Consider the following 25,247-nt stretch of genomic DNA (forward strand, 5'->3'; position numbering starts at 1 on the left):
CTAGCATGACCGGCCGAAGCGGCCCGAACACCTGCGCGGAGGCGGAAATGATCGAGGGTTATCTCGGCCGGGAGAGCGTCGTTCCCGGGGGCGAGCTGGCCGTGCACGTGTCCACCGACGCCGCGCGGTTCCGGCTGAGGTTCTACCGGCTGGGAGAGGACGTCGATCCGGTGGCGGAGAGCGGCTGGTTCCCCGGTGCGCTCCACCTGCCGCCCCCGCACCCCGACGGGCTCCCCGGCCGGGCCTCCCCGGCCGACGACTGGGGCTGGCCGGCGCTCACCCTGCCGGTGCCCGGGGACTGGACGCCCGGGATGCACCTCGTCCAGTTCGTCGCGGAGGGCGAGGACCCTGCGCAGGTCGACGCCGCGAACATCGAGGGCCCGGCCCGGGAGTTCTTCGTCGTCCGGCCGGAGCGGGCCGGCAGCCGCTCCCGGATCCTGTACAAGAAGTCGACCTTCACCCGGCACGCCTACAACCGCTCCGACCGGCCGGGCGAGGAACGCGCCGTCAGCCTCTACGACCACCCGGCGTACCTGCGCGAGGACACCCGGCGCGGGCACAAGGTGAGCCTGCACCGGCCCGGCGGCGTGATCGACCTCGCCTACTGGGACACCCCGTTCATCGCCTGGCTGGAACGCCACGGCTACCCGGTCGAATTCTGCACCGATCTCGACCTGCACGAGAATCCCGAACTGCTCTCCGACTACAACCTGCTGCTCAGCGTCGGCCACGACGAATACTGGAGCGAGGCGATGCGCGAGCACGCCGAAGGATTCGTCCGGGCCGGCGGGAACATCGCCTTCCTGAGTGCGAACACCTGTTGGTGGCGGATTCACATGACCGACCGGAACACCGCCTTCGTCTCCGACACCGACCATCACGTGGGCGAGGAATACCCCCATCTCCCCGCCACCGACCAGTGGTGGCCCCCGGCGCCGGACGGCGTGGGCCGCCCGGAGAACTCCCTCACCGGGGTGAGTTTCCGCAACGGCGGAATGTGGGCGAGCACCGAATGGCCCGGGGACCGCCCGCGCGAGGGGTACACCGTGCAGCACGCCGAGCACTGGATCTACGCGGACACCGGGCTGCGGGACGGCGACCGGCTGGGAGCCGGCACCCCGCTCATCGGGTACGAGTGCGACGGCGCCGCCTACGCCCGGGACGCGCACGGCGTCGCCCGCGCCACCGGCGAGGACGGCACCCCGGCCTCCTTCCTCATCCTCGGCATCCACGTCCTCGAACCGGTCCACGAGGACTTCCACCGCTTCGCGTGGGGCCACTGGAACGGCCCGGCCCGCGAGCCGGGCGTCACCAGCCCGCGCGCCGCCACCATGGGCCTCTACACCGCGGACGGCACCGGCGGCACCGGCGGCACCGTGTTCACGGCGGGCACCACCGACTGGCCGGTGGTCTGCGGGCGCGAGCAGGACGCGGGCGTCGTCCGGGTCACCCGCAACCTGCTGGACCGGCTGCGCCACCGCCGTCCGCACGGCAGTCCGCGCGCCTGAGCAGGTCCCGCAGCCCGCGGATCCGGGCCGCCCCGGCCGGCAGGGGCGGCTCGGCGCCGCGCACCGCCGGGTCCGGCCGGCACAGGTGGACGGGCCGCATCCCGGCGGCGAGCGGGCCGAGCACGTCCGGCGCCCACATGTCGCCGACGAACAGCACGTCCCCGGGCGGCAGGCCGCACCGCTCCAGCAGGGCCCGGTAGATCAGTGGGTGGGGCTTGCGCGCCCCCGCCCGGGCCGAGCCGACCACCACGTCGACCACCGCGCCGAGGCCGAGCTCCTCGACGCAGTCCTCCAGGTTCCAGAACCAGTTGGAGCACACGCCGACCAGCAGCCCCCGCTCGCGGAGCTCCCCGAGGACGGGGCGCACGTCCTCGAAGAGCTCCAGCCGGACGGCCTTCATGGCCCGGTCGATCTCCTCGACCAGGCCGGCCAGCTCGCCCGCCGGCACCCCGCAGGCCCGCGCCCGGCGCCGCAGCCGGTCCAACTCCCATCGGTGGTAGGCGGTTTCGCTGACCGAGTGGGCGGCGTGCTGCTCCCCCTCGGCGGGGCCCACCGCCCACTGGTCGCCCCAGCGGGCGCCCTGGACGGCCAGGCCCCGGCGTTCGAAGAGCGTCCGGTGGTCGGGCGGCAGCGGCTCGACCATCCGCACCAGCGTCCCGTAGAAGTCGAGGACGACGGCACGGGTCCGCGGCGGCGGCAGGACGGGCACCGGAGCCGGCCTCAGTACCGGCCGTACCGGCGCGGGAAGTAGTCCTGCAGCGTGCCGTCCCGCTCGATGTCGACGGTCGCGCAGTGCAGCCCGCCGCCGAACGGCCCGACCGCCCGGAACGGCACCGGGACGATCTCGAAGCCGTAGGAGGACAGCTGCTCCGCCAGCCGGACCTCCTTCTCCTCGATGCACAGGGTGTTCTCGTCCAGGTTCAGCATGTTCCCGGCGAGCCAGGGGCTGCAGAAGGACAGCTTCGGTGGGTGCTCCCAGCTCGCGGGCTGCACCGCCTCGACGATCTCCCAGTCGTTGCGCCGGAAGAACTCCATCAGCTCGGCGTCCGCGAGCCGCTCGCCGCAGTGCAGCACCAGGCCGGGGCGCAGCGGCACCCAGGTCGCGTCGATGTGCAGCGGGTGGGTGTTGGTGGAGGTGACGGCGTGCACCCGGTGGTCGGGGAAGTGCCGCTTGAGCCACTGGTAGCCGCTGCGGTTGGTGACGAAGGACAGCTGGACGAACAGGTCCTTGCCGAAGCGGGCCACGTCGGCGGCGTCGAACAGGGGCTCGGCCTCGGTCAGCACCAGGTCGTAGTCGCGGACCCGGGCCAGCTGCTCCTCGGTCGACAGGTCGTTGTAGGTGTCCCAGAACCCGGTGTGGTACGAGGCGTCGGTGAGCCGCGGCTTGGGCGCGGCCTCCCAGCGCATGTGTTCGTCGGCCTCGAAGAGGCTCTGCAGGACGGGCCGGTAGCACAGGTACTCGTGCCAGCGGCTGCGGTAGGACATGGTCGCTTCCAGGACTTCGTTGCCGACGGTGAGCAGCAGGTCCCGGGGCGGCATGCAGCCGAACATGGAGTCGTGGGTCCACTCGGGTGTGCTGACCTGCCGGGTGAAGTCGACGGGGGTGGGGCGGTCGACGCGGATGCCGCGGCGGCGCAGCAGGTCGGCGAAGTCGTCGAGCTGCTCCTCGGCCTCGGCGACCATGTCGGACGGCATCGGGCCGTGGGTCCCCAGCGGGAAGCCGTCGTCGGGGTAGTCGCGGCGGACGGCGTGCTCGGGGGCCTGGACCACGGTGCCCTCGGCCCGCCCGACGATCACGTGGCGCAGCGGGTCCCAGCCGTTCCAGGCGTTGACCCGGACCGGCCGGGAGGTGGTGTCGGGGGTCGTCCCGGGCGCGGTCGTCGTCTGCTCGGTCACGTACAAGCCCTTCGATCGGGGTCGTGTGGGTGACGCAGAGGCCCAACCTGGGGGCGCCACCCAGGAGGAGTCAAGGCGTTGGGCCCTCTGCGCGACACCGAACGTCATCTTCCGGCCGAATGTCCGCGCCTCCGCGCGGCGCGGCGATCGGACGGGTAGTCAGAAGACCGCCCCCATAGCGAACTTGGAGACCTCATGGCTCTTCGCTCGTCCCATCGCCCCCTCGCGCTGGCGCTGTTCCTGTCCCTGGCCGCGGCGGGGTGCGGCTCGGGGAGCGGGAGCTCCGGGGCCGGCGGCAAGCTGACGGTGTGGCTGGCCGTGGACGCCCAGGAGAGCTGGCCGCAACTGGTCCAGTCCACCAATGACCGGTTCGCGAAGGCGCACCCCGGGGTCGCGGTCGACGTCCAGTACCAGCAGTGGACGACGAAGAACCAGAAGCTGGACGCCGTCCTCGCCGGGAAGAACGTGCCCGACGTGGTGGAGATGGGCAACAGCGAGACCACCAACTACATCGTCAACGGCGCCTTCGCCACGCTCGACCCGTCCCGCTTCGACCAGTCGGGCTCCTGGCTGCCGGCGCTCGCCGACGCCTGCCGCCACGACGGCAGGACCTACTGCGTGCCGTACTACGTCGGGGCCCGGGTGGGCGTCTACCGCACGGACTACTTCACCCGCGCCGGTGTCGCCGGCCCGCCGAGGACGTACCCCGAGCTCATGTCCGCGCTCGACCGGCTGAAGGGCACCCTCGGCGCCGAGGACCCGAACTTCTCCGCCCTCTACATGCCCGGCCGCTACTGGTACGCGGCGATGGCCTGGGTGAAGGACGCGGGCGGCGAGATCGCGGTGCAGGACGGCGGCACGTGGAAGGGCGCGCTGTCCTCCCCGAAGTCCGTCGCCGGGCTCACCGAGTGGAAGCGGCTGATCGACGCCTACTACGTGGGCGACCGCGCCAAGGACAACGGCGACCAGCCGGGCGTCGTCGCCCAGGGCCGGGTCGGCGTCTTCTACGGCAACACCTGGGAGGCGGACGCCGCCGCCGACGAGCACGCCGGCGGGGACCCGACGCTCAAGGGCCGGTTCGCCACCTTCCCGTTCCCCGGCCCGTCCGGAAAGCTCCTGCCGCCGTTCCTCGGCGGCTCCACCCTGGCCGTCCCGGTCAAGTCGACCCGCAAGGACCTGGCCGCCGACTGGATCGGGATGTTCACCGACCGGCAGTCGCAGCAGACCCTGATCGCCGCGAACACCCTGCCCAACAACACCGCCCAGCTGGCCGAGGTCGCCGCCGGCGGCATCAACGGGCCGGCTGCCCAGGCCGCGGCGACCGGGGGCTGGATGACCCCGTTCGCGCCCGGCTGGACGTCGGTGGAGAAGTCCAACGTCCTGCCCGAGATGCTGGAGCGGATCGCCAACGGCAAGGCCTCGGTGCAGGACGCGGCGCGGGAGGCCGACCGGCGGATCGACGAAGTGATCAATGAGCGCTGACCGGGGCCGGCGGCGGCGCCCGCGCCTGCTGCCGTACCTGCTGATCGGCCCGACCGTCCTCGCGCTCGTCCTGGTGCTCGGCTACCCGCTCGTGGACATGGTCGTCCTCTCCTTCCAGGACATGACCCGGGAACAGCTGTTCAGCGGCTCGTCGCCGCCCTGGGCCGGGCTCCGGCAGTTCCGCCGGATCCTCGGGGACGCGTTCTTCTGGACGGTGGTGGCCCGCACGGTGCTCTTCACCGCGGTGTGCGTCGCCCTGACGGTGTTCTGCGGGATGGTGACCGCGCTGCTGATGCACCGGGTCTCCCCGTGGGTGCGCTCCGTCATCTCCGGGGTGCTGGTCATGGTGTGGGCGATGCCGGTCATGGTCGCCGGGTCGATCTTCCGCTGGCTCTTCGACGCCGACTACGGCGTGGTGAACTGGCTGCTCTCGAACCTGCCCGGGGTGGACCTGGCCAAGCACAACTGGTTCACCAACCCCTGGGAGGGGTTCACCGTCATCGTCGCGGTCGTGGTGTGGGGTTCGCTGCCGTTCGCCGCGATCACTCTGCGGGCCGCGCTGGCGCAGGTCCCGCCCGAGCTGGAGGAGTCCGCGGTGCTCGACGGCGCCCGGCCGTTCCAGGTCTTCCGGCACGTCACCCTCCCGGTGATCCGGCCGGTCCTGCTCATGGTCACCACGCTGACGGCGATCTGGGACTTCGGGGTCTTCAACCAGATCTGGCTGATGCGCGGCGGCCAGCCCGAGCGGGAGTACTACCTGCTGGGCGTCTACTCCTTCATCGAGTCGTTCGCCGTGAACCGGTACAGCACGGGGGCGGCGATCGCGCTGGTGACGGTCGTCCTGCTGCTCGCCGGCTCGGTCGTGTACCTGCGTCAGATGCTCAGGACGGGAGAGGCCGAATGAGGCGACGGCGGTCGCTGGGACACGACCTGCTCGGGCTGGCCCTCGCCGCGGTGGTGGGCTTCCCGGTCTACTGGATGGTGCTGACCGCGTTCCGGCCGGCCCACGAGATCCTGAGCCTGCCGCCGAGGTTCTGGCCGGGCCGGCCGACCTTCGACAACTTCGCCCGGGCGCTGGGCACGGAGACCTTCTGGGCCAACGTCCGCTCCAGCGTCGTCATCGGCCTCGGCACCGTCCTGGTGTCGCTGGTCGTCGGCACCCTCGCGGCCTTCGCCCTCGCCCGCTTCCGGTTCGCGGGCCGCAAGGCCTTCGTCGTGGTGATCCTGATCGTCCAGATGGTCCCGCTGACGGCCCTGATCATCCCGGTGTACCTGCTGCTGAACGACGTCGGGATGACCGACAGCATCACCGGGGTGATCCTCACCTACCTGGTGTTCACCCTGCCGTTCACGGTGTGGATGCTGCGCGGGTTCATCGCCGGCGTCCCCGTGGAACTGGAGGAGGCGGCCATGGTCGACGGCTGCGGCCGCCTCGGCGCGTTCCGCCGGGTGGTGCTGCCGCTGCTCGCGCCCGGCATCATCGCCACCTCCGTCTTCGCCCTCGTCCAGGCGTGGAACGAGTACGTCCTCGTCTACGTGCTGCTGTCGAGCCCGGAGAAACAGACCGTCAGCATCTGGCTGGTTTCCTTCCAGACCAGCTTCGGGACGGACTACGGCGGCCTCATGGCGGGCGCCACGCTCACCGCCCTGCCCGTCGTGGTGTTCTTCCTCGTCGTCCAGCGCAGGATCGCCTCCGGCCTCGCGGTCGGCGCGGTCAAGGGCTGACCGCGAGCGCAGCAGACCCGGGTTGCCGGGCGGCACCCCGTTCACGTCCACAGGAGGATTCCGTGACGCACGACCGCCTCGATCTCGTGTCCAAGCTGTACCAGCCCTCCGGCTGGCCCCGCGTCCTGCGGGCCGCCTCGGGGGCCACCTCCGAGGCCCCACTCGTCGTGGACCTCGACCCGACCACCTTCTGCGACCTGGCCTGCCCCGAGTGCATCAGCGGAAAGCTCCTCAACCAGGGCCGCTTCACCCCCGAACGGCTGGCCGCGCTCGCCGAGGAGCTCGTCGCCCTGTCCGTCCGGGCGGTGGTGCTGATCGGCGGCGGCGAACCGCTCGCCCACCGGGGCACCCGCCGGGTCCTGCGGATCCTCGGCGAGGCCGGCCTGGCCGTCGGCGTCGTCACCAACGGCACCATGATCGACAAGAACCTCGACGAACTCGCCCGGTACGCCACCTGGGTCCGCGTCTCCATGGACGCCGGCACCGCCGAGACGTACGGCCTCTTCCGCCCCGACCGCAAGGGGCGCAGCGTCTTCGACAAGGTCGTCGCGAACATGCGGCTGCTCGCCGGGGCCAAGACCGGCGCCCTCGGCTACTCCTTCCTCGTCATGACCCGCCGGGAGCCGGACGGCCGGACCGTCAGCAACCACACCGAGGTGCTGCGCGCCGCCGAACTCGCCCACGACATCGGCTGCGACTACTTCGAGACCAAGGCGATGTTCGACGACGAGCACCACGTCGTCCAGGTGCCCCAGGACATCCTCGACTCGGTGGAGCGGCAGCTGGCCGAGGCGGCCCGGCTGCGGAGCGACAGCTTCCAGCTCGTCAACTCCTCCACCCTCACCTCGCTGCGCCGCCACAGCGGGCCCGTCCAGCCCAAGGACTACCACCGCTGCCGGGTCGCCGAGCTGCGCACCCTGATCACCCCGTCCGGCGTGTACGTCTGCGCCTACCACCGGGGCAACCCGCTGGCCAGGATCGGCGACGCCGTCACCGACGACCTCACCGACATCTGGCAGGGCTCGGACCGCGGCATCGTCGACCCGAGCCGGGACTGCCGCTTCCACTGCGCGCGGCACCGTTCCAACCTGGAGCTGGAGCGGATAGCGGAAGGAACGGGCGCAGCCCCCCTCGACGAGGACTACGACCCGTTCCTGTGACCCTCAGGGCCTGTCGCTAGGCTCCGACGTCCGCCCGGCGGCTCCGGCTCCCCGGGGCCGCCCGGGCGGGGATCACCCGGGCCCCGGGGTGCGGGCCGCGCAGCGCCTCCGCCAGGCGCGCCACCACCCCGGGCGCGTCGGCGGCGCGGCACACCCCGACCAGCGAGCCGCCACCACCGGCCCCGCTGACCTTCAGCGGCAGCCCGGCGGCACGCAGCGCCAGCGAGCGCAGCTCCTCCAGCAGCGGGGTCGACATGCCCTGGAAGTCGCGCATCGCCGCGTGCGCCCGGGCCATCGCCGCCCCCAGCGCCTCGTGGTCGCGCCCGCGCAGCGCCGCCCAGGCGGCGGCGGACGCCCGGTCGGCCTCGGCCCGGTAGGCCGCCAGGTCGGGATCGCCGGCCGCGAGCTGCGCCCGCACCGTGCGGATGTGGTCGCGGGTGTCCTTCCGGGTGCCGGAGTCCACCACGACCACCCGCCAGTCGTCCGGGAACTCCAGCCGCTCCCGCACCCGCGGCAGGCCGCGCTCCCGGCCGTCGAGCAGCAGCGCGCCGCCCTCGGCGACGGCGAGGTGGTCCATGCCGCCGCCGTTGAAGCGGGCGAACTCGAACTCGTACGCCCACTGGACGATCGAGCCCTCCGGCACCCGCTCGCCGGGCGGCGACCCGGCCTCGGCGAAGGCCCGGAACAGCGCCACGATCAGCGCCGTGGACGAGGACAGGCCGCTCGCGGGGGGTGCCTGGCTGCGGACGCGGACGGCCGGCGGGCGCGGCGTCAGCCCGGGGAGCCGGCCGCGCAGGAAGGTCCACACCTGCGCCGGCCAGTCGTCCGCCGCCGCCACCTCGGTCGTCTCGCCGGGCACGACCTCGACCGTGGTCGGCAGGTCCAGGGCCAGGCTGACCGAGCGCCCGCCGCCCAGCCAGTCCAGGTCCTCGCCGGACAGGCACGCCCGGCACGGCACCGCCGCGCGGATCGCGTGTTCTTCGCTCACCTGGCCCGGAACCTCCCGTCGACGAGGAACTCCCGGTACATCGCCAGCGCGAGCCGGGTGGGCGGGTGCAGCGGGCCCGGCGGGTCGTCCAGCGGCCGGAACAGCGCGCGCCGCACCTCGTCCGCCCCGGGGGCCAGCTCCCCCGACCAGCGCCGGGCCGCGAAGCACAGCGCGAAGCAGTGGGTGACGTCCCCGTTCGGGTAGGTCAGGGTGTGCACGGCCGGTTCGGAGATCGACCCGAACGCGACCAGGTCCTCCTTCTCCACCCGCAGCCCGGTCTCCTCCGCCACCTCCCGCACGGCCGCGTCGGCGAAGCCGCCGTCCTCCTCGCAGGCGCCCGCGGGCAGCTCCCACACGCCCGTGTCGACCCGCTGCTGGAACAGCCCCCGGCCGTCCCCGTCGAGCAGCAGGACCTGGGCCCCCGGCACCAACAGCCGTCTGTCGCCCACCTTCTGACGCAGCGACCAGATGTACGACCCGACGTAGGCCATGCCCGTACCGCCTCCCTCGCCGCCCGCCCCGCGGCGGGCGCCCACGGCCCCACAGACTGTCACGCACCGTCCTCCGCCAGCCAGCGCGGCACCGCCTCGGGCGTCGACTCCAGCCACCGCACGTACCGGTCCACGCCCTGTGCCACGTCGATCCGGGCCCGCCAGCGCAGCAGCTCCCGGGAGCGCTCCGTGCAGGCGTACCCGCCGAGCGGATCGCCCTCGGGGCGCGGGGTGACGATCCGCCGGGCCCCCGGGAAGTACGGGGCGAGCAGGTCCGCGACCTCCCGGACGGACGTCGGGCGGCCCGTCCCCACGTTCACCGTCCGGCCCGCCATCCCCTCCTCGACGAGCGCGAGCGCCGTCGCCTCGGCCACGTCCTCGACGTGGACCAGGTCCCGCACCTGGACGCCGCCGCCGTTCAGCCGCATCGGGCGGCCGAGCCGGGCCTGCAGGGAGAGCCAGGGCACCATCCAGGAGTGGCTGCCGGGCTTCGGGATCTGCGGCTCCCCGTACACCGAGAAGTACCGGACGATCGCGTACTCGCAGTCGGAGGACGCCCCGAGCATCAGCCGGGTCTGGTGCTCCGCCCACAACTTGCCGTTCGCGTAGACCGACAGCGGGAACAGCGCCTGGTCCTCGTGGAACACGTGCGGGCCGGGCGAGTCGGCGGGGCCGTCGCCGTACACGGACGCGGAGGAGACCAGCACCACCCGGCGCACCCGCGCCCGCGCCGACTCCTCCAGGACGACCTGGGTGCCCTGCACGTTGGCCCGGAACGCGATCCCGGGATTGCGGGTGCAGGCCGCCACGTCCGCGTAGGCGGCCGCGTGGACCACGAAGTCGGCTTCCCGGACCAGCCCGGCGACCGCCTCGCGGTCGCACACGTCGCCGACGACGAGCCGGGCGCCCGTCCCCGCCACCCCGAAGACCTCGTGGCCGGACTCGGGGTAGGCGTCCATCCGGTCCAGGACGGCGACGTCCGCGCCCGCCCGGCACAGCAGGGCGGTGAGCCGGCTGCCCACCAGGCCCCCGCCGCCCGTCACGACGACGCGGGCGTCGCGGAGTTTCTCCAGCCGGGGCCCGACGCTCTCGGCGTCCTCGGCCCCGGTTCCGTTCGATGGCGCGTGCGATCCAGCGGACATGGGTGTCCTTTCCGTGGCGACGGCGAACTCGGATGCGCGCTCACACACAGCCACAGGCTTCCCACGGAAGGTGGCGTGCCAGGCCAGCATCCGGGACTCCCCACCGCTCCGCCAGAGCGAATTCGGCACTCTTGCCAGCCCCCGGCGCGATCCGTACTGTCCGGAACCGGCGACATCCGCAGCGGACCGGAACCACACCCGTACCGCCAAGTCCCGGGCTCCACACGAGAGATGGGGAACACACATGACGCGTCATCAGCTCAGCGGGGTGGTCATGACCCACCCCACGCGCCGGCGGGCCGCCGAGCGGATGGCCCGGGCCGCGCCCCCGGGCGCGCTGCGCGTCGTCATGGACCCGGACCCGACCGGCACCCCCTCGGTGCTGCGCACGGCGCTCGCCGCCTGGGAGGCCGTCGAGGACGGCGCCACCCACCAACTGGTCGTCCAGGACGACATGCTGTTGTCCGAATCGTTCTTCGAACGGGTCCGCCTCGCCGTCGCCGCGATGCCGGACGCGGCGCTGGCGCTGTTCGCCCTGTGGGACTCCCGCAACGGAGCGGCCGTCCGCTTCGGCGCCATGGCGGGCGCCCGCTGGGTCGGCGCCGTCAACGAGTACTTCCCGTGCGTCGCGATCGTGCTGCCCCGCGGCGTCGCCGAGGGCTTCGTCTGCTACGGCCGCGAGCGCCTCGGCGGCTGGCCCGACGACATCCTGATGAACCGCTACCTGCGCGAGAACGGCGTCCCCCGCTACGTCGCCGTCCCCAACCTCGCCGAGCACCAGGACGACGGCTCGATCTCGGGCAACGCCTTCCGGGGGCCGCGCCGCTCGGTCTGCTTCCTCCCCGACGACCGGCCGGGCGAGGAGGGGGACCGGCTGACCGGCCTGACCGTCCTGCCGTTCTTCAAGTACGGCATCGCCCGCTGCGCCGTCCGGGTCGCCGGCCCCGGCCCCGAGCGCTGGCTGCACCTGGACTGCGAGCAGTACCTGCACGGCCTGGGCCTGCCCGGCTCGCTGCTCACCCCGCCCGGGCCGGAGGCCGACCGGCCGGACGTCCGCGGCACCTGGCTCACCGCCCTCGCCATGGGCCACGAGGCCGCCCGCCTCGGCCCGGACGCCGCCGGCGGCGGGCCCGCGGTGCGGCCGGAGGTGTACGCCGAGGCGATGGCCACGATCGGCACCGGCGGCATCAGCAACACCAGCACCGAGGAGCAGCTCGCCGAACGCCGCGAGGCCCTGGCGGCCGTGGCGGCGCGGGCCCTGGCCGCCGGACACGAGGCCGCCGACCACCCGGCTCCCCGGCGCCCCCGGCGGCGCGGCGGCCCGACCGTCCGCGGCGGCCTGAGCGTCCACGGCGGCGCCACTCCGCTCGGCGAGCACCTCGTGCGGCGGCTGGCCGACCTGGCCGGCGCCGAAGCGCCCGACGCCGTCCTCGACCTCACCGGCCTGCGCGCGGGAGCCCCCGCCCGGGAACTGACCATCCGACTGCCCGACGACCCGCGGCCCTACACCCTGGCCGTGGGCGAGGTGTACGGCCCCGGCTGCTCCCGGGACACCCTCATCGGGCGCATGGTGTGGGACGCCCTGCGCAGCCGGCCGGTGACCGTCCAGGGCAGCCCCGACACCGAGGTGCACCCCGTGTACGCGGACGACCTGGCCGACGCCGTCCTGGCGGTGCTCCGCACCCGGCCGGCCGCCCACACCCTGACCGTCGCGCCCGAAAAGCCCACCACGCTCGGCGAGTTGGCGCACGCCGTGCACGCGGCCGTCCGCCCGGTGCCGGTCCGGACCGCCCCGCCCGCGGCCGAACGCCCGTCCCCCCGGCCCGCGTGCCCGGACGGCCCCCGCCCGCCCGCGTGGGCACCGGCGACCGACCACGCGAAGGGGCTGCACGCCTTCGCCCAGTGGCTGGCGTACGAGGGGACGCTGCTCACCGGGATCTGAATCGCCAGGACTGCTACGGCTGTTCGCCCGCCCGCAGTTCGGTGGCGATCTGGCGGCGGCCCGCGACCAGGGTCTCGGCGACCACGGCGAGGCCGGCCAGCAGGGTCAGGCCCGCGGTGGGCAGCAGCACCGGCATCGGGACGGGGGTGATGACCTCGCCGACCCGGACGCCGACCAGTGCGGAGATGTCGAAGGCGCCGCCCAGCAGGGCGACCGCCGCGACCGCGACCAGGGCGCCGCCGAGGGCCGCCGCGAGGGTCTGCGAGAGCGCCTCGGTGACGATCAGCGCGAGCCCCTGGCGCGGCCGCAGGCCCATGGTGCGCAGCCGGGCGAGCAGCGCGGTGCGGTCGGGGGCGGCCCGGAGCAGCGTCAGCAGGACGGCGAGCAGGGCGAATCCGGCGCCGGCGGCGGCCGCGTACCAGAACAGCCGCCCGGCGGCGTGCTGCAGCGGGTCGTCGGCGAGCGCGGCGGCGGTCTCCCGGCTGCTGTGCACCGTGTAGCCGGCGGGCAGGCCGTGGGTGTCCTTGCCGACGGCGGTGGCGTCGTCCGCGACCAGTTTGGCCAGGCCGACCGGCTGGGCCCCGCCGTTGGTCCGCAGGGCCGCCCGGACGCCTTCGGGGTCGACGTCGCCGACGGCGAACCACCGGTTCACCCGCTTGGCGTCCGGCAGGTGCTCCCAGGCGGGGCCGGCGGGGACGACGGCGAACGGCTTGCCCGGGTCCGGCAGGGCGGGGGTGGCGGAGACCGTCCCGGCGAGGGCCAGGGGCAGGTCGTTGCCGTTGGGCGTGCGCACCTGGGCCGGCCCGGTGGCCAGGCGCTCGGCCAGGTCGCGGCTGACCAGTGCGGGCACCGGGGTGTCCCGGCCGCCGGGCGTCCCGGCCAGCGTCGCCGGATCGAACTCGCCGGCCCCGAGGGTCCGGGCGATCTCGGCGTACGCCGCCGGATCGACCACCATCACCAGGTAGGCCTCGGTGTAGTTCCGGTCGGCGCTGAGGAAGCGGGCCTGGGGCTCGACCCAGACCGCGGTCGAGGCCCGGACGCCCGGCAGCGCGCCGGCGGCCTCGGTGAACGGCGCGGTCAGGGTGGCGTAGCCGGGGAGGGAGACGCCGATGTCCCCGCCCGTGGCGATGCGCGCGGCGCGGGTCCGTACGTGGTCGACGGTGTCGAGGACGGTGGCGCCGAAGCCGGTCGTGGTGACGGCGATCAGCAGGGCGAGCAGCGGCAGCGCGGAGGGCTTGCGGCGGCCGGAGTTGTCGCGGGCGGCCCGGGACAGGCCGAGGAAGGCGATCAGGCCGCGGCCCCGGCCGGCGAGGGCGGCGAGCCGGCCGACCGCCACCGGTTCCGTCCGGGCCAGCAGCAGCCCGCCGGTGACGGCGAGCAGGAACGGGGCGGCGACCAGCAGCGGATCCAGTCCGGCACCGGTGCCGACGCCCCGGCGGCGGACCTCCGCCACGGCCGCGGCGGTGACCGCCAGGACGGCGAGTTCGCCGACCAGCCGGCGCCGGCCACCCGCCGCCCGCCGAGTGCCGACCGCCCCGCGGCGCGACCAGAGCGCGGCGGCCCGGAGCGGGAAGGCCAGCAGGGCGATCAGCGTCGCGGCCAGGGCCGCCAGCACCGAGGGGCCCCACCGGGGGGTGGGCAGCAGTACCAGGGCGAGGGCCGTCCCGAGCGCGGCGGCGGGCAGGACGGTGACGGCGCCCTCGCCGATCAGCCGCCGCAGCACCCCGGCGAGGGAGCCGCCGCGGGCCCGGAGCAGCTCGATCTCGGCGGTGCGCCGGTCCGTGCCGAGGGCGGCGGCCAGGAACAGCACCACGGTGGCGACGCCCGCGACCCCGGCCGGGCCGATCGTGCTCAGCGGCAGCACGGCCCGGTGGCGCTGGTCCGCCCGGGTGAGCAGGTCGGGGAGGCCGGAGGTGGTGTGCAGGTCGAGGCGCCCGGTCGTCCTGGCCAGGGCGGTGGCGTCGCGCCCGGTCAGGAAGGAGCGGAGGATGCCGTGCAGCCGGTCGAGCCGGTCGGCGCGCAGCGAGGAGGTGTCGACGGGCAGCCGCCAGAAGTTCTCGGCGGTCGAGCCCCAGCGGGCCAGTGCGGGCAGGCTGCCGCCGTCGACGAATCCGCTGGTCGCCCAGTGCTCGTGGGCGGGGTCGGCGCGCAGGCAGGCGCGGGCCGGGCAGCCGAGGTCGTCCCAGGCCGGGTCCTGCGGGTCGTTGACCTGGTAGAGGCCGACCACCACGGTGGTGCGCCGGGCGCCCGAGCCCTCGACGCCGTTGTCGATGACGTCGCCGAGCTTGATGTGGATGGTCTCGGCGGCCTTCTTGCTGATCACGATCGGCAGCGGAGCGCCGGGGGCGGCGGGGGTCGGCCAGGTGCCGTCGGTGAGGGTGGCCCGGGCGGCCAGGTCGTTCAGGTGGAGCAGGGCGAGGACGGGGTCGGTCCGCTTCTCCGCGATCCGGACGTACTCCGGGTTGCCCATGCCGTGGTCGCCCAGGGCGCGGGTGCCGTGGGCCCGGCCCGACGGGGCGAGCGCCAGCTGCCGGCCGACCAGCTCGGTCAACTCCCTTTGCACCCTGTCGAGTTCGGCGGCGTCGTCGCCCTCCCTGGTCCTGGAGGCGAGCTGCAGGCTGGTCTGGTTGAGGCCGTTGCGGCCGACGAAGTCCTGGAGCGCCGTGTCCGCGCCCCGGTCCGCGACGCGGGGGAAGGCGGCCGCCAGGAAGACGGTGACGAACGCGAGGGCCGCCATGAGCAGCGCGGCCGGCGAGTTCGCCCGCAGTCTGGTGCGGACCCAGCCCGCGGGGCGGTGGGCGGTGTCGGCGGCGGCCTCTCCCCCGCGCCGTCCGCGCACGACGAAGCCCAGCATCACGTTCCTCCCCGGGGCGGCGATCGCCGGTATTCGATCACCGGATAGCGGACGATGCTGTCAGATCCGCTCCGGGAACGGAAGGAACTTGCGCGAATCATGTGACCGATGAGCGAATTCCCCGAATTTCTTTCCGCCACGGCGATGCCATGCACACTTCACCGGCCGGGGAATTCCCCTTTCGCGCATTCTCCGAGCGAAATGCTGAACCGGGAGGCCGCCGGATCCGTTGACCCGGGGCGGCGGCCCCGGCCGGCGTCGTGCGCGCCGCCGGGCGGGGCCGCCGCCGTCGCGGCGGGGGTTCAGTCGGATTCCGCCCGGAACGGGCAGCCCTCCGCGGCGACCGGCCGGGCCGTGGCGGGGGCGGGCGCGCGGCGGGTGACGCGCATCGGGAGTCCGTCCTTCGGGCGCAGGGTCACCATGGGGTCGGTCACCGGAGTGTGCCCCGGCAGGTTGGCCAGGCCGACGCGCTGCGCGAGGGCGGCCAGCACCACGTGGCCGTTGAGCAGGGCGTGGTGGTTGCCGATGCAGACCCGGTGCCCGGCGCCGAACGGCAGGTAGGCGTGGCGCGGGAGCTGCTCCTCCCGCTCCGGGGCGAACCGGTCCGGGTCGAACCGCTCGGGGTCCGGGTAGTAGTCGGCGCGCCGGTGCAGCACGTACGGGCTGAAGACCACGGTCGCACCGGCCGGCAGACGGTGGCCGAGCACCTCCACCTCCCTGGTGGCCTGGCGCGAGAAGTAGTAGACCGGCGGGTAGAGGCGCATGGCCTCCTTGAACACCTGGAGGGTGTACGGCAGTCGGGGCAGGTCGTCGAGGACCACCGGCCGGTCGCCGAGCACCTCGTCCACCTCGGCCAGCAGCCGCGCGTAGCAGTCGGGGTGCTTGGCGAGCAGGTGGAGGCTCCAGGTGAGCGCCGTGGCCGTGGTCTCGTGGCCGGGCATGAACATGTTGAGCGCCTCGTCCCGGATCTGCCGGTCGCTCAGCGGCGTGCCGTCCTCGTGGCGGGCCTCCATCAGGAGGTTGAGCCAGTCGTCCGGGCGGTCGGCCTGTGCGCGCCGCTCCGCAAGGAAGGCGTGGAAGGACCGCTCCAGCCGCTCGATCGCCCGCCGGTACCGCAGGTTGGCCGGGGTGGGCCACTCGATGGTCAGCGGGATCAGGGCGCTCGCCTGCGAGTCGAAGCCGTGGATGGCGTCGGTGAGGGCGTTGCCGAGTTCGTCCGCCTCGCCGAGGATGTCACGGCTGAACAGGTTGCGGCCGACGACGCCGAGCACCACCTTGACCATCTCGCGCCGCACGTCCACCACCTGGCCCTCGGACCAGGCCCCGGCCACCTCGCCCGCCACTCGGGCGGCCACGTCGACGGAGGTCTTCACCGCGGCGGTGCGGAAGCGCGGCTGGATGATCCGGCGGTTCCGCTTGTGCACCTCGTTGGACGCGGTCAGTAAGCCGTCGCCGAGCAGCGGCCTGCCGAACGCGCGGAAGCGCTCGGTCTTCTCGAACGCGGCGCCGTTCTTGATCAGGATCTCGTGGACCAGCTCCACCGAGTTCGCCAGGTACATGTACTGGCCGGCGACCTTGTAGGCGCCGAGGTCTCCGCACTGCTCGAAGGTCCGGGAGAACAGTGCCAGCCGGTCCTGCTTGAACTCCCAGGTGTTGCCGATGACGGCCCGGCCCTTGAGCCGGGGTGGCGACTGGTCGCGGACAGCGGACGAAATGGCCATGAGTCGTGGCCTCTCTGGGTACGGGTGGGCGTCAGCGCGAGCGTGCGCGCCGGAACGCCAGCCAGATGACCGGCGCACCCAGGGCCGCCACCGCGGCGCCCACCACTGAGGTGAGGTGCATGCCGTGCAGGAAGCTCTGGTCGGCGAGGTCCGCCAGCCGCGGGAGGTGGGCCTGCGCGGCCACCGCCTTGGCGGCCTCGGCGGACCCCTCGGCGGCGTGCGCGGCCGGGGCCGGCAGGTCGGCGAGCTTCGGGTGGAGGTCGGAGGCGTAGGAGTTGGTGAGCAGCGAACCGAGCACCGCGACACCGAGCACGCCGCCGATCTGCCGCATCGAGTTGTTGACGGCGGCGCCCGCGCCGGTGCGCTCCGGCGGCAGCACGGACATGATCGCCTCCGTGGTGGGCGCCACCGAAGCCCCCATGCCGAGGCCCTGGACCAGCATCACGAGCCAGAACCAGGGCATCGCGGTGTCCGCGCCGAACCGCACGTAGGCGAGGAAGGTCGCCGCGGACACCACCATGGCCAGCGCGACGACCGGGCCGACGCCGAACCGGCGGACCAGCGGGGCCGAGAGCGGGGCGCCGCCGAGCACGCCGACCGCGACCGGCACCAGGTTCAGGCCGGCCTCGAAGGGCGTCTGGCTCAGCGTGCCCTGCAGGTAGAAGGCGGTGTAGTACATCGAGCCGCTGAGCGCGAAGAAGGTCAGCATCACGGCCAGGCTGGAGCCGGCGAAGCGGCTGTTGCGGAACAGCCGCACGTCGAAGCTCGGGCTGGGCACGCGCAGTTCGACCAGGACGAAGACCACCAGGACGGCCAGGCCGCCGAACAGCGGGCCGAGCACCACCGGGGTGGTCCAGTCGTTGCGGTGGCCGCCCTCGATCAGGCCGTACACCAGGGACAGCAGGCCGACGGTGGAGAGCAGCACGCCGACCGGATCCAGCCGGGGCTTGACCTCGCCGCGCGCCACCGGCAGGAGCAGCCGGGCCCCGACCATGGCGAGGCCCGCCAGCGGCAGGTTCACCAGGAAGATCGAGCCCCACCAGAACCGCTCCAGCAGCGCGCCGCCGACCAGCGGGCCGGCCGCGATGGCCAGTCCGCTCGCGCCGGACCAGATGGCGATCGCCATCGGCCGCCTGGCCTCGTCGAAGACGGCGGCGATCAGCGACAGGGTGGCCGGCATGATCAGCGCGCTGCCGATGCCCATCGCGCCCCGGGCGACGATCAGTTCGGTCGGACTGGTGGACAGGCCCGCCCAGAGCGAGGCGCCGCCGAAGACGACCAGGCCGGTCATCAGGAGCGCACGGTGGCCGTACCGGTCGCCCAGCACGCCGCCGGTGAAGAGCATCACGGCGAAGATCAGGGTGTAGGAACTGATGCTCCACTGCAGCTGGTTGGGGGTGGAGGCCAGGCCGTCGTCGGGCGAGGCGAGGGTCTTCAGCGCGACGTTGAGGATGGTGTTGTCGAGCCAGACCGTCAGCTGCGCGAGCACCAGGACGGTGAGGGCGAGCCACTGGCGGGCGCCGGGCCCCCTCGCGCCGTGCCGCTCCGATGCCCCCTGGGCAAGCTGCTGCACCACGTCCGCACGACCTCTCGACGAAGGGTTGCCGCTCAGCCCCCACCAGGCCGGCCCGGCCGGGGTGCACCCGCTGTCAGCTTGGCGCCACCACCGCGCACCCATCGTGTCGGGTTTGTCCACTGAGGGTCAACGAGCGGCGTTCCATTGGCAATTACTTGCCAGTCGCCCCGTCCGACCGGCCGGGCTCCCCGGCCGTGCCCTCGGCGAGCGAGCGCAGGGTCTCCAGTTGGCGGCGCATCATGAACAGGTCGCCCCAGGCCATCGCCCGGCAGCGCAGCCGCCCCAGCGGCCCGCCGCCCCGGCCCACCACCAGCTTGACCACCAGCCGGGTCAGGCCCGGGCCGTCGTCCTGGACGACGTAGCTGATCGCGAACCCGCCGAACGCCCCCCGGGCCCACGGGGTGTCCAGCACCATGGTCAGGTGGCGGTCCACCTCGAAGTCGGTGAGCTCGAAGATGGTCATCACCCGCTGGCCTCGCTCCAGCACCTCGGCGCCCGGGGTGAGCGAACGGGGGCTGAGCCGCCCGAAGTTGTCCAGGACGTCCCAGCTGTACGGGGCGACCTTCAGCTGGCACAGCCAGCGGAACACCACGGCGCGCTCGGCCCGGACGGTGACGGCCCGGAACCACTCCTCGGCCGGCGGCGGCAGCAGGCCCTCGCACGGGTACCGGGCCTCGCGCTCCTCGGGCCGGGCGCCCCAGTTGCGCGGATCGACCACCACGGCGCTCACCCGAGGGACCGCTTCAGGAAGTCGAGCACGGCCTCGCGGTACTGCTCGGGCACCGTCTTCAGGCCCTGCAGGTGCTCCGTCCCCGGCAGCACCAGCACCTCGGCCTTCGGGTAGTCGGCCGCGAGCCGGCGCACCTCGTCCACCGGGATGATGCTGTCCTCCTCGCCCGCCAGGAAGAGCGAGGGCACGCGCAGGTAGGCGCCCTCGGCCGGCGGCGGCCACTCGCCGTGCAGCATGGCCGTGCCGACCGAGCCGAAGACCCGGCTGAGCACGCCCAGCGCGGGCGCGGTGCGCAGCGGCCGGGGCACCGGGATGCCCTTGGCCTCGATGAAGTTGCGGAACAGCGGCGGGATCTCGCGGGCCGGGCCGCTGTCGGTGACGATCGCGTCCACCGGGCAGTCGGGCCGGCGCAGCAGGTAGAACGAGGGGAAGGTGGAGAAGGAGAAGCCGAACACCGCCACCTTGGCGTCGGCGTAGCCGCGCTGCTCGCGCAGGTACGCCACCACGGCCGCGACGTCGTCGGTGTGGCGCCGGCTCAGGCCCCAGCAGGCGCGGTCGGTGAAGCTGCGGCCGTGGTTGCGGTGGTCGAACAGCGCCACCGTGTACCCGGCCTCGTGCAGGAACGCGGCCTGGGCGAGGCTCGCGGACTTGCTCAGCCCGATGCCGTGCCCGACCACCACCACCCGGTCCGTGCCGCCGGGGCAGAGCCACACGTGCAGGTTCCGCCCCGGTCCGCCCACGGGGAGCAGCACCTCCTCGGCGTCCAGGCCGAACTCCTCGGGAGTGCGGTGGTGCGGGCGGCGGGGCGGGTGGTACACGAGGTAGGAGAGCGCCGCGGCGTACAGCGGCGCCACGGGTACGGCCAGGACGGCCAGTGCCCTGGTCAGCGGGCTCGGCCGTCGACCCCGGGTGTCGGCGGGCGCGTCCTGGTCACCAGTCGGTGCGCGGTCCATCGGTTCCCTCCCCGCTCGGATTCCCGGCCGAGCCCATTATGCCTGTGCACCACCGGAACTGATGCGCACTACCGGAATTGATCGATCGTCAGTTCCGGCCGTGCGCGCCGCGACGCCGGGCCGCAGCGCCGGGCCGCGGCGCCTCAGAGGACGATGCCGCCGTCGACCTGGAGCACCGAGCCGGTCACGTACTGCGCGCCGACCAGGTAGGAGACGGCGTCCGCCACCTCCTCGGGCCGGCCGAGCCGGCGCAGGGCCACGTTCTCCGTCGCCCGGGTGCGCACGGCGTCGGGGAGTTCGGCGGTCATGTCGGTCTCGATGAACCCGGGCGCCACCACGTTGGCCCGGATCCCGTAGCGGCCGACCTCCTTGGCGAGCGCCTTGGTGAAGCCGATGACCCCGGCCTTGGAGGCGGAGTAGTTGCTCTGCGTCGGGTTCCCGTAAACGCCGGAGACCGAGGAGAGGGTGATGATGCAGCCGGACTTGCGCTTCATCATCTCGAACACCACGGAGCGGCAGACGTGGAACGTGCCGTCCAGGTTGGTGTCCATCACCTCCCGCCAGTCCTCCTGCTTCATCATCAGCAGCGGCTGGTCGCGGACGATCCCGGCCGAGGTGACGACGATGTCGATGCCGCCGAGCTCCGCGGTGACGGCGGCCACCAGGTCCCGCACCTGCGGCAGGTCGGCGACGTCGGTCTGCCGGCTGTAGGAGCGGGCGCCGAGCGCGGCGAGCTCCTTCTCCAGCTCCTCGGCCGCGTCGGGCCGGGAGCGGTAGCAGAAGGCCACGTCGTGCCCGTCCGCGGCCAGCCGCAGCGCGGTGGCCCGGCCGATCCCGCGCGATCCGCCGGTGACCAGGGCCACCTTGCCCGTCCTCGCGTTCATCCGATCTCCTTCGTGGACACCGCCGGCTGCTCGGCGGTGAGCTCGGTGGCGGGCCGCATCGCCATGACCACCCGCCCGATCTCCAGCACGGTGCGGCCGTCCACCGCCGCCTCGCCCTCGAAGATCACGGTGTCGCTGAACGACCGGACCAGCCGGACGTGGTGCACCAGCACGTCGCCGGGCAGCACCGGGTGGTGGAAGACCACGTCGGCGATGCCGCCGAAGAGCATCACCTGCCCGGTCAGCACGTCCGGGTTGGGCAGGTCCCAGGCGGCCAGCACGCCGGCCGCCTGGCACCAGGACTCCACCAGCAGGACGGACGGGTAGGCGTGCTCCCGGTCGTCCGCGCCCTCCGGCAGGTCCTGGTACCAGGGCTCGTTGGCGGTCACCGCCTTGCGGGCGGTGAGCCGCTCGCCGGGGACCAGGTCGTCGACCCGGTCCACCAGCAGCATCGGGTAGCGGTGCGGCAGCACCCGCTTGATGCCGGCGACGGTGATCACAGCTCACCCTCCTCGGTCTCCTCGGTGAAGCGCAGCCGTACGGCGGCGGCCTGGCCGCGCGCGGTGCCGGCCACCGCGCGGCAGCGCCAGGCGCCGTCCTTCTCCTGCCAGGCCAGTTCGACCTCCAGGCGGTCGCCGGGGAAGACCGGGCTGAGGAAGCGGGTGGACTCGATCGCCGCCAGCCTCAGCCCCGGCTTCGGCAGCGTGGCGAGGGCGGTGAGGTGGACGTGCTCCACCACGCAGACCCCGGGGAAGATCGGGAAGCCCGGGTAGTGGCCCGGGAAGACCGGCTCGTCCGCCGCCACCAGCACGGCGGCGGTGCCCGCGCCGTCCGCCGCCGGCTCGGGGCGGCCCCGCACCGGGCTGACCGCGCCGGGCATCAGGCCAGTCCGAGCTTGTCGGCCAGCAGGTCGTGGGCCTTCTTCAGGCAGGTGACCTGCTTCAGCTCCTCCTCGCCGAGGGTGACGCCGTACTTGCGCTCCAGGACGACCATGACCTCCATGGCCATCAGCGAGTCCACGCCGACCTCGTTCACGAAGTCGGCCTCGTCGGTCAGTTCGCTCTCGTCCACGTCGAGGACGTCGGCGACGGTGGTGCGCAGCTCGTCCATGTCCAGGACAACGTTCGACATGATTCCTTCTTCCTGTTCGGTCGTGCTCGCGCGGGCTTCGGGGCCCGGGAGCCGGGTGGGGCTCGGAGGGAGGTCAGGGGGTGCCGGGGCCGGTCGACGGGCCCGGGCGGGGTCAGACGAAGAAGACGTCCCGGTAGGCGGACCAGTCCGGGCCCGGCGCGTCCGGTCCGCCGGCCCGGCGGACCCCGGGCTGCAGCCAGCCGGGCCCGGCCTCGAAGTGGGCGAGGTCCGCCGCGTCGACGTAGACCCCGGCGCCGTGTTCGAGCAGGCTGCGGACGGAGTCGCGCGGGCTCGGCAGGGTGTCGAGGGTGTCGTGGCCGACCCGGACGGACGGCGCGGGCCGGGTGTCGGCCGCCGCGAAGGTGACCGCGAGGCCGCGCAGCAGGACGTCCACGCCGCCCAGTTGGCGGTTGAGTTCGCGGGCGAGGTAGAGCACGTCGGCGAACTGGGTCTCCAGCGCGCCGCGGTAGGCCCGTTCGATGACCAGCAGCCGCCGGCCGGGCCCGTCCTCCCGGTCGGTCCGTTCGGTCTGGTCCGCCATCTCAGATCACCCCCAGGAAGAGCGTGGTGCGCGCCGCCGCCACGTGCTCGGCGAACTTGAACGGCGGGCGCAGCTTGATCCGGTCGGCCAGGGGCACGCTGCCGCGCTCCTCGGTGCAGAACCGGCAGGAGTACCAGGTCAGTTGCTCCGGGAAGGCGTCCAGCAGCCGCTCCGCGAGGGCCAGCGTGGACGGGTAGCCGTGCGCCCAGTTCTCCAGGTTGCGCGGCTTGGTGGCGCCCAGTGCGGCCTTGGCGATGCCGGTCGCGTGGCCGCAGGTCCACAGGTGGACGGTGGCGCCGCGCTCCAGCAGGGCCTGGGCCAGCCGGACGGCGCTGGTGAGCATGTCGCTGGTGTGCGGGGCGCCCATCAGGGCGAGCAGCACGTCCGCGTCGGGGATCCGCTGGGCCATCTCAGTGCCACACTCCTCGCACCTGCGGCTCCAGCAGCCGCTCGGCGACGTCGGCCATCTCCACCAGCCGCGCTCCGTCCAGCAGTTGGTCGGCGGTGAGGGCGCGGTGGGCGAGCGAGAAGCCGTCGACCCAGACCTCGCCGCCCCGCTCCAGCAGGGTGTGCAGGGCGCTCGGCCCGCTGGGCAGCGCGGCCACCACGCCGTTCTCCACCAGGAAGAGCACCACCCGGTGGCCGGCCGCGCGCAGCGCCACCGCGTCCTCGGCGAACCGGTCGGCACCCGGACCGGCCCACGGGCCCTGGGACTCGGTCAGCAGGTAGTCAGCCACGGCCCACCATCCGGTCCTCGCCCTTCCCCGTCCCGGGGTCCTTCACCGTCCCGAGGTCCTTTCCCGGCCCGGGGTCCTTCCCGGCCGGTCCGAACGCCTCGGTGAGGAAGCCCAGGACCCGCTCGCGGTAGTCGGCCGCGTCGAACCGGATCGCGTTCATGTGCAGGGCGTTGGGCGCCGTCCAGCTCACCGCGTCCGGGTAGCGGGCGGCGACCGGGGCGATCTGCGCCGGCGGCACCACCGCGTCCTGCCCGCCGGCCACGAACATCAGCCGGGTCGGCACCGCCCGCAGGTCCGGCGGCCACTCGCGGACCACCAGCATGGCCTGGCCGATCAGGCCGAAGGCGCGCCGGTAGAGCGCGGCCGGCAGGCCCTCGGTCAGTTCGGCGGGCAGCGTGCCGCGGCGCAGGGTGGCGAAGTGCCGCAGCCCGGCGCCGATGTCGTACATCGGCCCGCTGTCGCAGACCACCGCGGCCACCGGGTGGCCGATCCGCCGGAGGACGTTGAGGCAGACCCAGGTGGAGAACGAGAAGCCGACCAGCGCCACCTGCCCGCCGCCGAGCTGCGGGTCGGCGTGCACCCAGCGCAGCACGTCCGCGAGGTCGTCGGTGTACCGGTCGGCCATCCGGGTCAGCCGCCGGTCCCGCCCGCTCTCGCCGTGGTTGCGCATGTCGTAGGCGACGACGTGCCAGCCCGCCCGGTGCAGCAGCTGGATGTGCGCCAGGGTGCTGGACTTGGTGCGGCCCATGCCGTGGCAGAGCACCACCGTGTCCGGCCCCGCCCCGGGGACCGCCCAGCCGTGCAGGGCGATGCCGTCCCGGCTGGTGGTGAGGGTGAACTCGCGCTGCGGCAGGCCCTTGTCGGCCGGGGTGCGGCCCGGTTTGCCGGCCGGCGGGTGGTACACCTCGAAGGCGTGCCGGGCCGCCGTGCCGAGCGCGGTCGCGACGGCCGAGGGCAGGCGGGTGAGGCTCATCAGCTGGTCAGCGCCTCTCCGCCGTCGACGCCGATGATGTTGCCGGTGATCCAGGAGGACTCGGCCTGCGCCAGCAGGACGACGGCCTCCGCCACGTCCTCGGGCCGGGTCAGCCGCCCGTGCGGGTTGCTGCGGGCGGCCAGCTCCAGCAGGCTCTCGTGCTCGGGGATCCGCTCCAGCGAGGGGGTCACCGTCACGCCGGCCCGGATCGAGTTGACCGCGACCCGGCTGGGCGCCAGCTCCAGGGCGAGCTGGCGCACGTGCGACTCGAGCGCGCACTTGGCCGCCGACACCGCGCCGTAGTTGGCGGTGACGCGCTGGTCGCCGGCGCTGGTCATCGCGAAGATCTTGGAGCCGGGGCCGAGCAGGCCGGCCCCGTACAGGTCCTGGCTCCAGTAGACCAGCGAGTGCGCCATCACGTCGAGCGTCATGTTCATCTGACGGCTGGTCAGCACGGCTCCGCCGTCGACCGGCAGGTACGGCAGCAGGCTGCCGAAGGCGAGCGAGTGCAGCAGCACCCGCAGCGGCCGGCCGCCGGTCAGCTCGGTGAAGACCGGCAGCAGCTCCGCACGGGTGGCGGCGGCGGCCGCGTTGGCGTTGAAGAAGTGCGCCTCGACGCCGGTGGAGCGCAGCTCCTCGACGGCGGCGCGCGCCTTCTCCTGCCCCGCGGCGGTGTCGAAGTGCACGCCGAGCACGTTGGCTCCGGCCAGCGCCAGGCCCTTCGCGGTGGCGAGGCCCATCCCGCTGGAGGCCCCGAGGACGAGGTTCCAGCTGCCTTCGAGTGGTGTGGTCATGACGTCCTGCCCATCCGAT

Annotated in this window: 25 protein-coding genes; 6 read left to right on the forward strand and 19 right to left on the reverse strand. The window is 73.8% G+C overall.

Features of this window, described 5'->3' with window-relative positions; genetic code table 11:
- The first annotated feature begins 5 nt into the window (after positions 1 to 5).
- Entirely contained in the window at positions 6 to 1,508 is a 1,503-nt protein-coding gene (locus AB2U05_RS02265) for a N,N-dimethylformamidase beta subunit family domain-containing protein (protein ID WP_369182256.1), read from the forward strand.
- Here the strand turns inward: AB2U05_RS02265 and AB2U05_RS02270 are convergent.
- Together AB2U05_RS02270 and AB2U05_RS02275 are read right to left on the reverse strand one after the other, a co-directional pair.
- A complete protein-coding gene (locus AB2U05_RS02270) occupies positions 1,447 to 2,217 on the reverse strand; it encodes an HAD family hydrolase (RefSeq protein WP_369182257.1) in 771 nt (256 codons plus the stop codon). The genes AB2U05_RS02265 and AB2U05_RS02270 overlap by 62 nt on opposite strands.
- Before the next feature lie 11 nt (positions 2,218 to 2,228).
- The gene (locus AB2U05_RS02275; protein ID WP_244178697.1) at positions 2,229 to 3,404 is read right to left on the reverse strand and encodes a serine/threonine protein kinase; all 1,176 of its coding nucleotides are present in this window, start codon (positions 3,402 to 3,404) and stop codon (positions 2,229 to 2,231) included.
- 195 nt (positions 3,405 to 3,599) lie between these two features.
- On the opposite strand from AB2U05_RS02275, the gene AB2U05_RS02280 reads away from it, so the two are divergent.
- The 4 genes from AB2U05_RS02280 (at position 3,600) to AB2U05_RS02295 (ending at position 7,771) form a co-directional block, all read left to right on the forward strand.
- Entirely contained in the window at positions 3,600 to 4,886 is a 1,287-nt protein-coding gene (locus AB2U05_RS02280) for an extracellular solute-binding protein (RefSeq protein ID WP_369182258.1), read from the forward strand.
- Positions 4,876 to 5,790: a carbohydrate ABC transporter permease gene (locus AB2U05_RS02285; RefSeq protein WP_045694132.1), complete on the forward strand. Its 915-nt coding sequence runs from the start codon at positions 4,876 to 4,878 to the stop codon at positions 5,788 to 5,790. Before AB2U05_RS02280 ends, AB2U05_RS02285 begins: the two co-directional genes overlap by 11 nt.
- A complete protein-coding gene (locus AB2U05_RS02290; RefSeq protein WP_045694135.1) occupies positions 5,787 to 6,611 on the forward strand; it encodes a carbohydrate ABC transporter permease in 825 nt (274 codons plus the stop codon). Before AB2U05_RS02285 ends, AB2U05_RS02290 begins: the two co-directional genes overlap by 4 nt.
- Before the next feature lie 62 nt (positions 6,612 to 6,673).
- The gene (locus tag AB2U05_RS02295; protein ID WP_052707245.1) at positions 6,674 to 7,771 is read left to right on the forward strand and encodes a radical SAM protein; all 1,098 of its coding nucleotides are present in this window, start codon (positions 6,674 to 6,676) and stop codon (positions 7,769 to 7,771) included.
- 16 nt (positions 7,772 to 7,787) lie between these two features.
- On the opposite strand, the gene AB2U05_RS02300 is transcribed toward AB2U05_RS02295, so the two are convergent.
- The 3 genes from AB2U05_RS02300 to AB2U05_RS02310 are packed head-to-tail and all read right to left on the reverse strand — an operon-like array spanning position 7,788 to position 10,392.
- The gene (locus AB2U05_RS02300) at positions 7,788 to 8,759 is read right to left on the reverse strand and encodes a galactokinase (protein WP_369182259.1); all 972 of its coding nucleotides are present in this window, start codon (positions 8,757 to 8,759) and stop codon (positions 7,788 to 7,790) included.
- A complete protein-coding gene (locus AB2U05_RS02305) occupies positions 8,756 to 9,250 on the reverse strand; it encodes an NUDIX domain-containing protein (RefSeq protein ID WP_369182260.1) in 495 nt (164 codons plus the stop codon). Before AB2U05_RS02305 ends, AB2U05_RS02300 begins: the two co-directional genes overlap by 4 nt.
- Positions 9,251 to 9,309: 59 nt before the next feature.
- Positions 9,310 to 10,392 (reverse strand): NAD(P)-dependent oxidoreductase, encoded by a 1,083-nt coding sequence (locus AB2U05_RS02310; RefSeq protein WP_078859740.1) that lies wholly within the window; start codon positions 10,390 to 10,392, stop codon positions 9,310 to 9,312.
- Between the two features lie 244 nt (positions 10,393 to 10,636).
- On the opposite strand from AB2U05_RS02310, the gene AB2U05_RS02315 reads away from it, so the two are divergent.
- Entirely contained in the window at positions 10,637 to 12,334 is a 1,698-nt protein-coding gene (locus tag AB2U05_RS02315; protein ID WP_369182261.1) for a hypothetical protein, read from the forward strand.
- 13 nt (positions 12,335 to 12,347) lie between these two features.
- Here the strand turns inward: AB2U05_RS02315 and AB2U05_RS02320 are convergent, their stop codons facing one another.
- From AB2U05_RS02320 to AB2U05_RS02385, 14 genes are all read right to left on the reverse strand, one after another.
- Positions 12,348 to 15,188: a hypothetical protein gene (locus AB2U05_RS02320; protein ID WP_369182262.1), complete on the reverse strand. Its 2,841-nt coding sequence runs from the start codon at positions 15,186 to 15,188 to the stop codon at positions 12,348 to 12,350.
- A 302-nt stretch (positions 15,189 to 15,490) separates the two neighbouring features.
- Positions 15,491 to 16,909, reverse strand: a complete 1,419-nt coding sequence (locus tag AB2U05_RS02325; RefSeq protein WP_045694142.1) for a cytochrome P450 — start codon at positions 16,907 to 16,909, stop codon at positions 15,491 to 15,493.
- Positions 16,910 to 16,940: 31 nt separating this feature from the next.
- A complete protein-coding gene (locus AB2U05_RS02330; RefSeq protein WP_045694143.1) occupies positions 16,941 to 18,485 on the reverse strand; it encodes an MFS transporter in 1,545 nt (514 codons plus the stop codon).
- 151 nt (positions 18,486 to 18,636) lie between these two features.
- A complete protein-coding gene (locus AB2U05_RS02335; protein WP_369182263.1) occupies positions 18,637 to 19,215 on the reverse strand; it encodes a hypothetical protein in 579 nt (192 codons plus the stop codon).
- A complete protein-coding gene (locus tag AB2U05_RS02340; protein WP_078859741.1) occupies positions 19,212 to 20,168 on the reverse strand; it encodes an alpha/beta hydrolase in 957 nt (318 codons plus the stop codon). Before AB2U05_RS02340 ends, AB2U05_RS02335 begins: the two co-directional genes overlap by 4 nt.
- A 143-nt stretch (positions 20,169 to 20,311) precedes the next feature.
- Positions 20,312 to 21,052 carry a 3-oxoacyl-[acyl-carrier-protein] reductase gene (gene fabG, locus AB2U05_RS02345; RefSeq protein WP_045694145.1) on the reverse strand — a complete coding sequence of 247 codons (741 nt, stop codon included), beginning with the start codon at positions 21,050 to 21,052 and terminating at the stop codon, positions 20,312 to 20,314.
- Positions 21,049 to 21,552 (reverse strand): 3-hydroxyacyl-ACP dehydratase FabZ family protein, encoded by a 504-nt coding sequence (locus AB2U05_RS02350; RefSeq protein WP_078859742.1) that lies wholly within the window; start codon positions 21,550 to 21,552, stop codon positions 21,049 to 21,051. Before AB2U05_RS02350 ends, fabG begins: the two co-directional genes overlap by 4 nt.
- The gene (locus AB2U05_RS02355; RefSeq protein ID WP_045694147.1) at positions 21,549 to 21,932 is read right to left on the reverse strand and encodes a 3-hydroxyacyl-ACP dehydratase FabZ family protein; all 384 of its coding nucleotides are present in this window, start codon (positions 21,930 to 21,932) and stop codon (positions 21,549 to 21,551) included. Before AB2U05_RS02355 ends, AB2U05_RS02350 begins: the two co-directional genes overlap by 4 nt.
- Complete coding sequence (locus tag AB2U05_RS02360; protein ID WP_045694150.1) at positions 21,932 to 22,183, reverse strand: acyl carrier protein; 252 nt, start codon at positions 22,181 to 22,183, stop codon at positions 21,932 to 21,934. Before AB2U05_RS02360 ends, AB2U05_RS02355 begins: the two co-directional genes overlap by 1 nt.
- Positions 22,184 to 22,295: 112 nt before the next feature.
- Entirely contained in the window at positions 22,296 to 22,724 is a 429-nt protein-coding gene (locus tag AB2U05_RS02365) for a hypothetical protein (RefSeq protein WP_045694152.1), read from the reverse strand.
- Position 22,725: 1 nt separating this feature from the next.
- The gene (locus AB2U05_RS02370; protein WP_045694154.1) at positions 22,726 to 23,133 is read right to left on the reverse strand and encodes a hypothetical protein; all 408 of its coding nucleotides are present in this window, start codon (positions 23,131 to 23,133) and stop codon (positions 22,726 to 22,728) included.
- A 1-nt stretch (position 23,134) separates the two neighbouring features.
- Positions 23,135 to 23,461, reverse strand: coding sequence for a DsrE family protein (locus AB2U05_RS02375; protein WP_369182264.1), 327 nt, complete (start codon positions 23,459 to 23,461; stop codon positions 23,135 to 23,137).
- The gene (locus tag AB2U05_RS02380) at positions 23,454 to 24,434 is read right to left on the reverse strand and encodes an alpha/beta hydrolase (RefSeq protein WP_063773475.1); all 981 of its coding nucleotides are present in this window, start codon (positions 24,432 to 24,434) and stop codon (positions 23,454 to 23,456) included. Before AB2U05_RS02380 ends, AB2U05_RS02375 begins: the two co-directional genes overlap by 8 nt.
- Positions 24,434 to 25,228 (reverse strand): SDR family oxidoreductase, encoded by a 795-nt coding sequence (locus tag AB2U05_RS02385; RefSeq protein ID WP_045694158.1) that lies wholly within the window; start codon positions 25,226 to 25,228, stop codon positions 24,434 to 24,436. Before AB2U05_RS02385 ends, AB2U05_RS02380 begins: the two co-directional genes overlap by 1 nt.
- Between the last annotated feature and the right edge of the window lie 19 nt (positions 25,229 to 25,247).

This window comes from Streptomyces sp. Y1, from assembly GCF_041053115.1.
GTDB lineage: Bacteria > Actinomycetota > Actinomycetes > Streptomycetales > Streptomycetaceae > Kitasatospora > Kitasatospora rubellomurina.

What these genes read in the sequence shown, in the direction of transcription:
- AB2U05_RS02265 (WP_369182256.1), top strand. Translation starts at nt 6, where the DNA reads ATGACCGGCCGAAGCGGCCCGAACACCTGCGCGGAGGCGGAAATGATC.
- AB2U05_RS02280 (WP_369182258.1), top strand. Translation starts at nt 3,600, where the DNA reads ATGGCTCTTCGCTCGTCCCATCGCCCCCTCGCGCTGGCGCTGTTCCTG.
- AB2U05_RS02285 (WP_045694132.1), top strand. Translation starts at nt 4,876, where the DNA reads ATGAGCGCTGACCGGGGCCGGCGGCGGCGCCCGCGCCTGCTGCCGTAC.
- AB2U05_RS02290 (WP_045694135.1), top strand. Translation starts at nt 5,787, where the DNA reads ATGAGGCGACGGCGGTCGCTGGGACACGACCTGCTCGGGCTGGCCCTC.
- AB2U05_RS02305 (WP_369182260.1), bottom strand. Translation starts at nt 9,250, where the DNA reads ATGGCCTACGTCGGGTCGTACATCTGGTCGCTGCGTCAGAAGGTGGGC.
- AB2U05_RS02310 (WP_078859740.1), bottom strand. Translation starts at nt 10,392, where the DNA reads ATGTCCGCTGGATCGCACGCGCCATCGAACGGAACCGGGGCCGAGGAC.
- AB2U05_RS02315 (WP_369182261.1), top strand. Translation starts at nt 10,637, where the DNA reads ATGACGCGTCATCAGCTCAGCGGGGTGGTCATGACCCACCCCACGCGC.
- AB2U05_RS02320 (WP_369182262.1), bottom strand. Translation starts at nt 15,188, where the DNA reads ATGCTGGGCTTCGTCGTGCGCGGACGGCGCGGGGGAGAGGCCGCCGCC.
- AB2U05_RS02325 (WP_045694142.1), bottom strand. Translation starts at nt 16,909, where the DNA reads ATGGCCATTTCGTCCGCTGTCCGCGACCAGTCGCCACCCCGGCTCAAG.
- AB2U05_RS02340 (WP_078859741.1), bottom strand. Translation starts at nt 20,168, where the DNA reads ATGGACCGCGCACCGACTGGTGACCAGGACGCGCCCGCCGACACCCGG.
- fabG (WP_045694145.1), bottom strand. Translation starts at nt 21,052, where the DNA reads ATGAACGCGAGGACGGGCAAGGTGGCCCTGGTCACCGGCGGATCGCGC.
- AB2U05_RS02355 (WP_045694147.1), bottom strand. Translation starts at nt 21,932, where the DNA reads ATGCCCGGCGCGGTCAGCCCGGTGCGGGGCCGCCCCGAGCCGGCGGCG.
- AB2U05_RS02360 (WP_045694150.1), bottom strand. Translation starts at nt 22,183, where the DNA reads ATGTCGAACGTTGTCCTGGACATGGACGAGCTGCGCACCACCGTCGCC.
- AB2U05_RS02365 (WP_045694152.1), bottom strand. Translation starts at nt 22,724, where the DNA reads ATGGCGGACCAGACCGAACGGACCGACCGGGAGGACGGGCCCGGCCGG.
- AB2U05_RS02370 (WP_045694154.1), bottom strand. Translation starts at nt 23,133, where the DNA reads ATGGCCCAGCGGATCCCCGACGCGGACGTGCTGCTCGCCCTGATGGGC.
- AB2U05_RS02380 (WP_063773475.1), bottom strand. Translation starts at nt 24,434, where the DNA reads ATGAGCCTCACCCGCCTGCCCTCGGCCGTCGCGACCGCGCTCGGCACG.
- AB2U05_RS02385 (WP_045694158.1), bottom strand. Translation starts at nt 25,228, where the DNA reads ATGACCACACCACTCGAAGGCAGCTGGAACCTCGTCCTCGGGGCCTCC.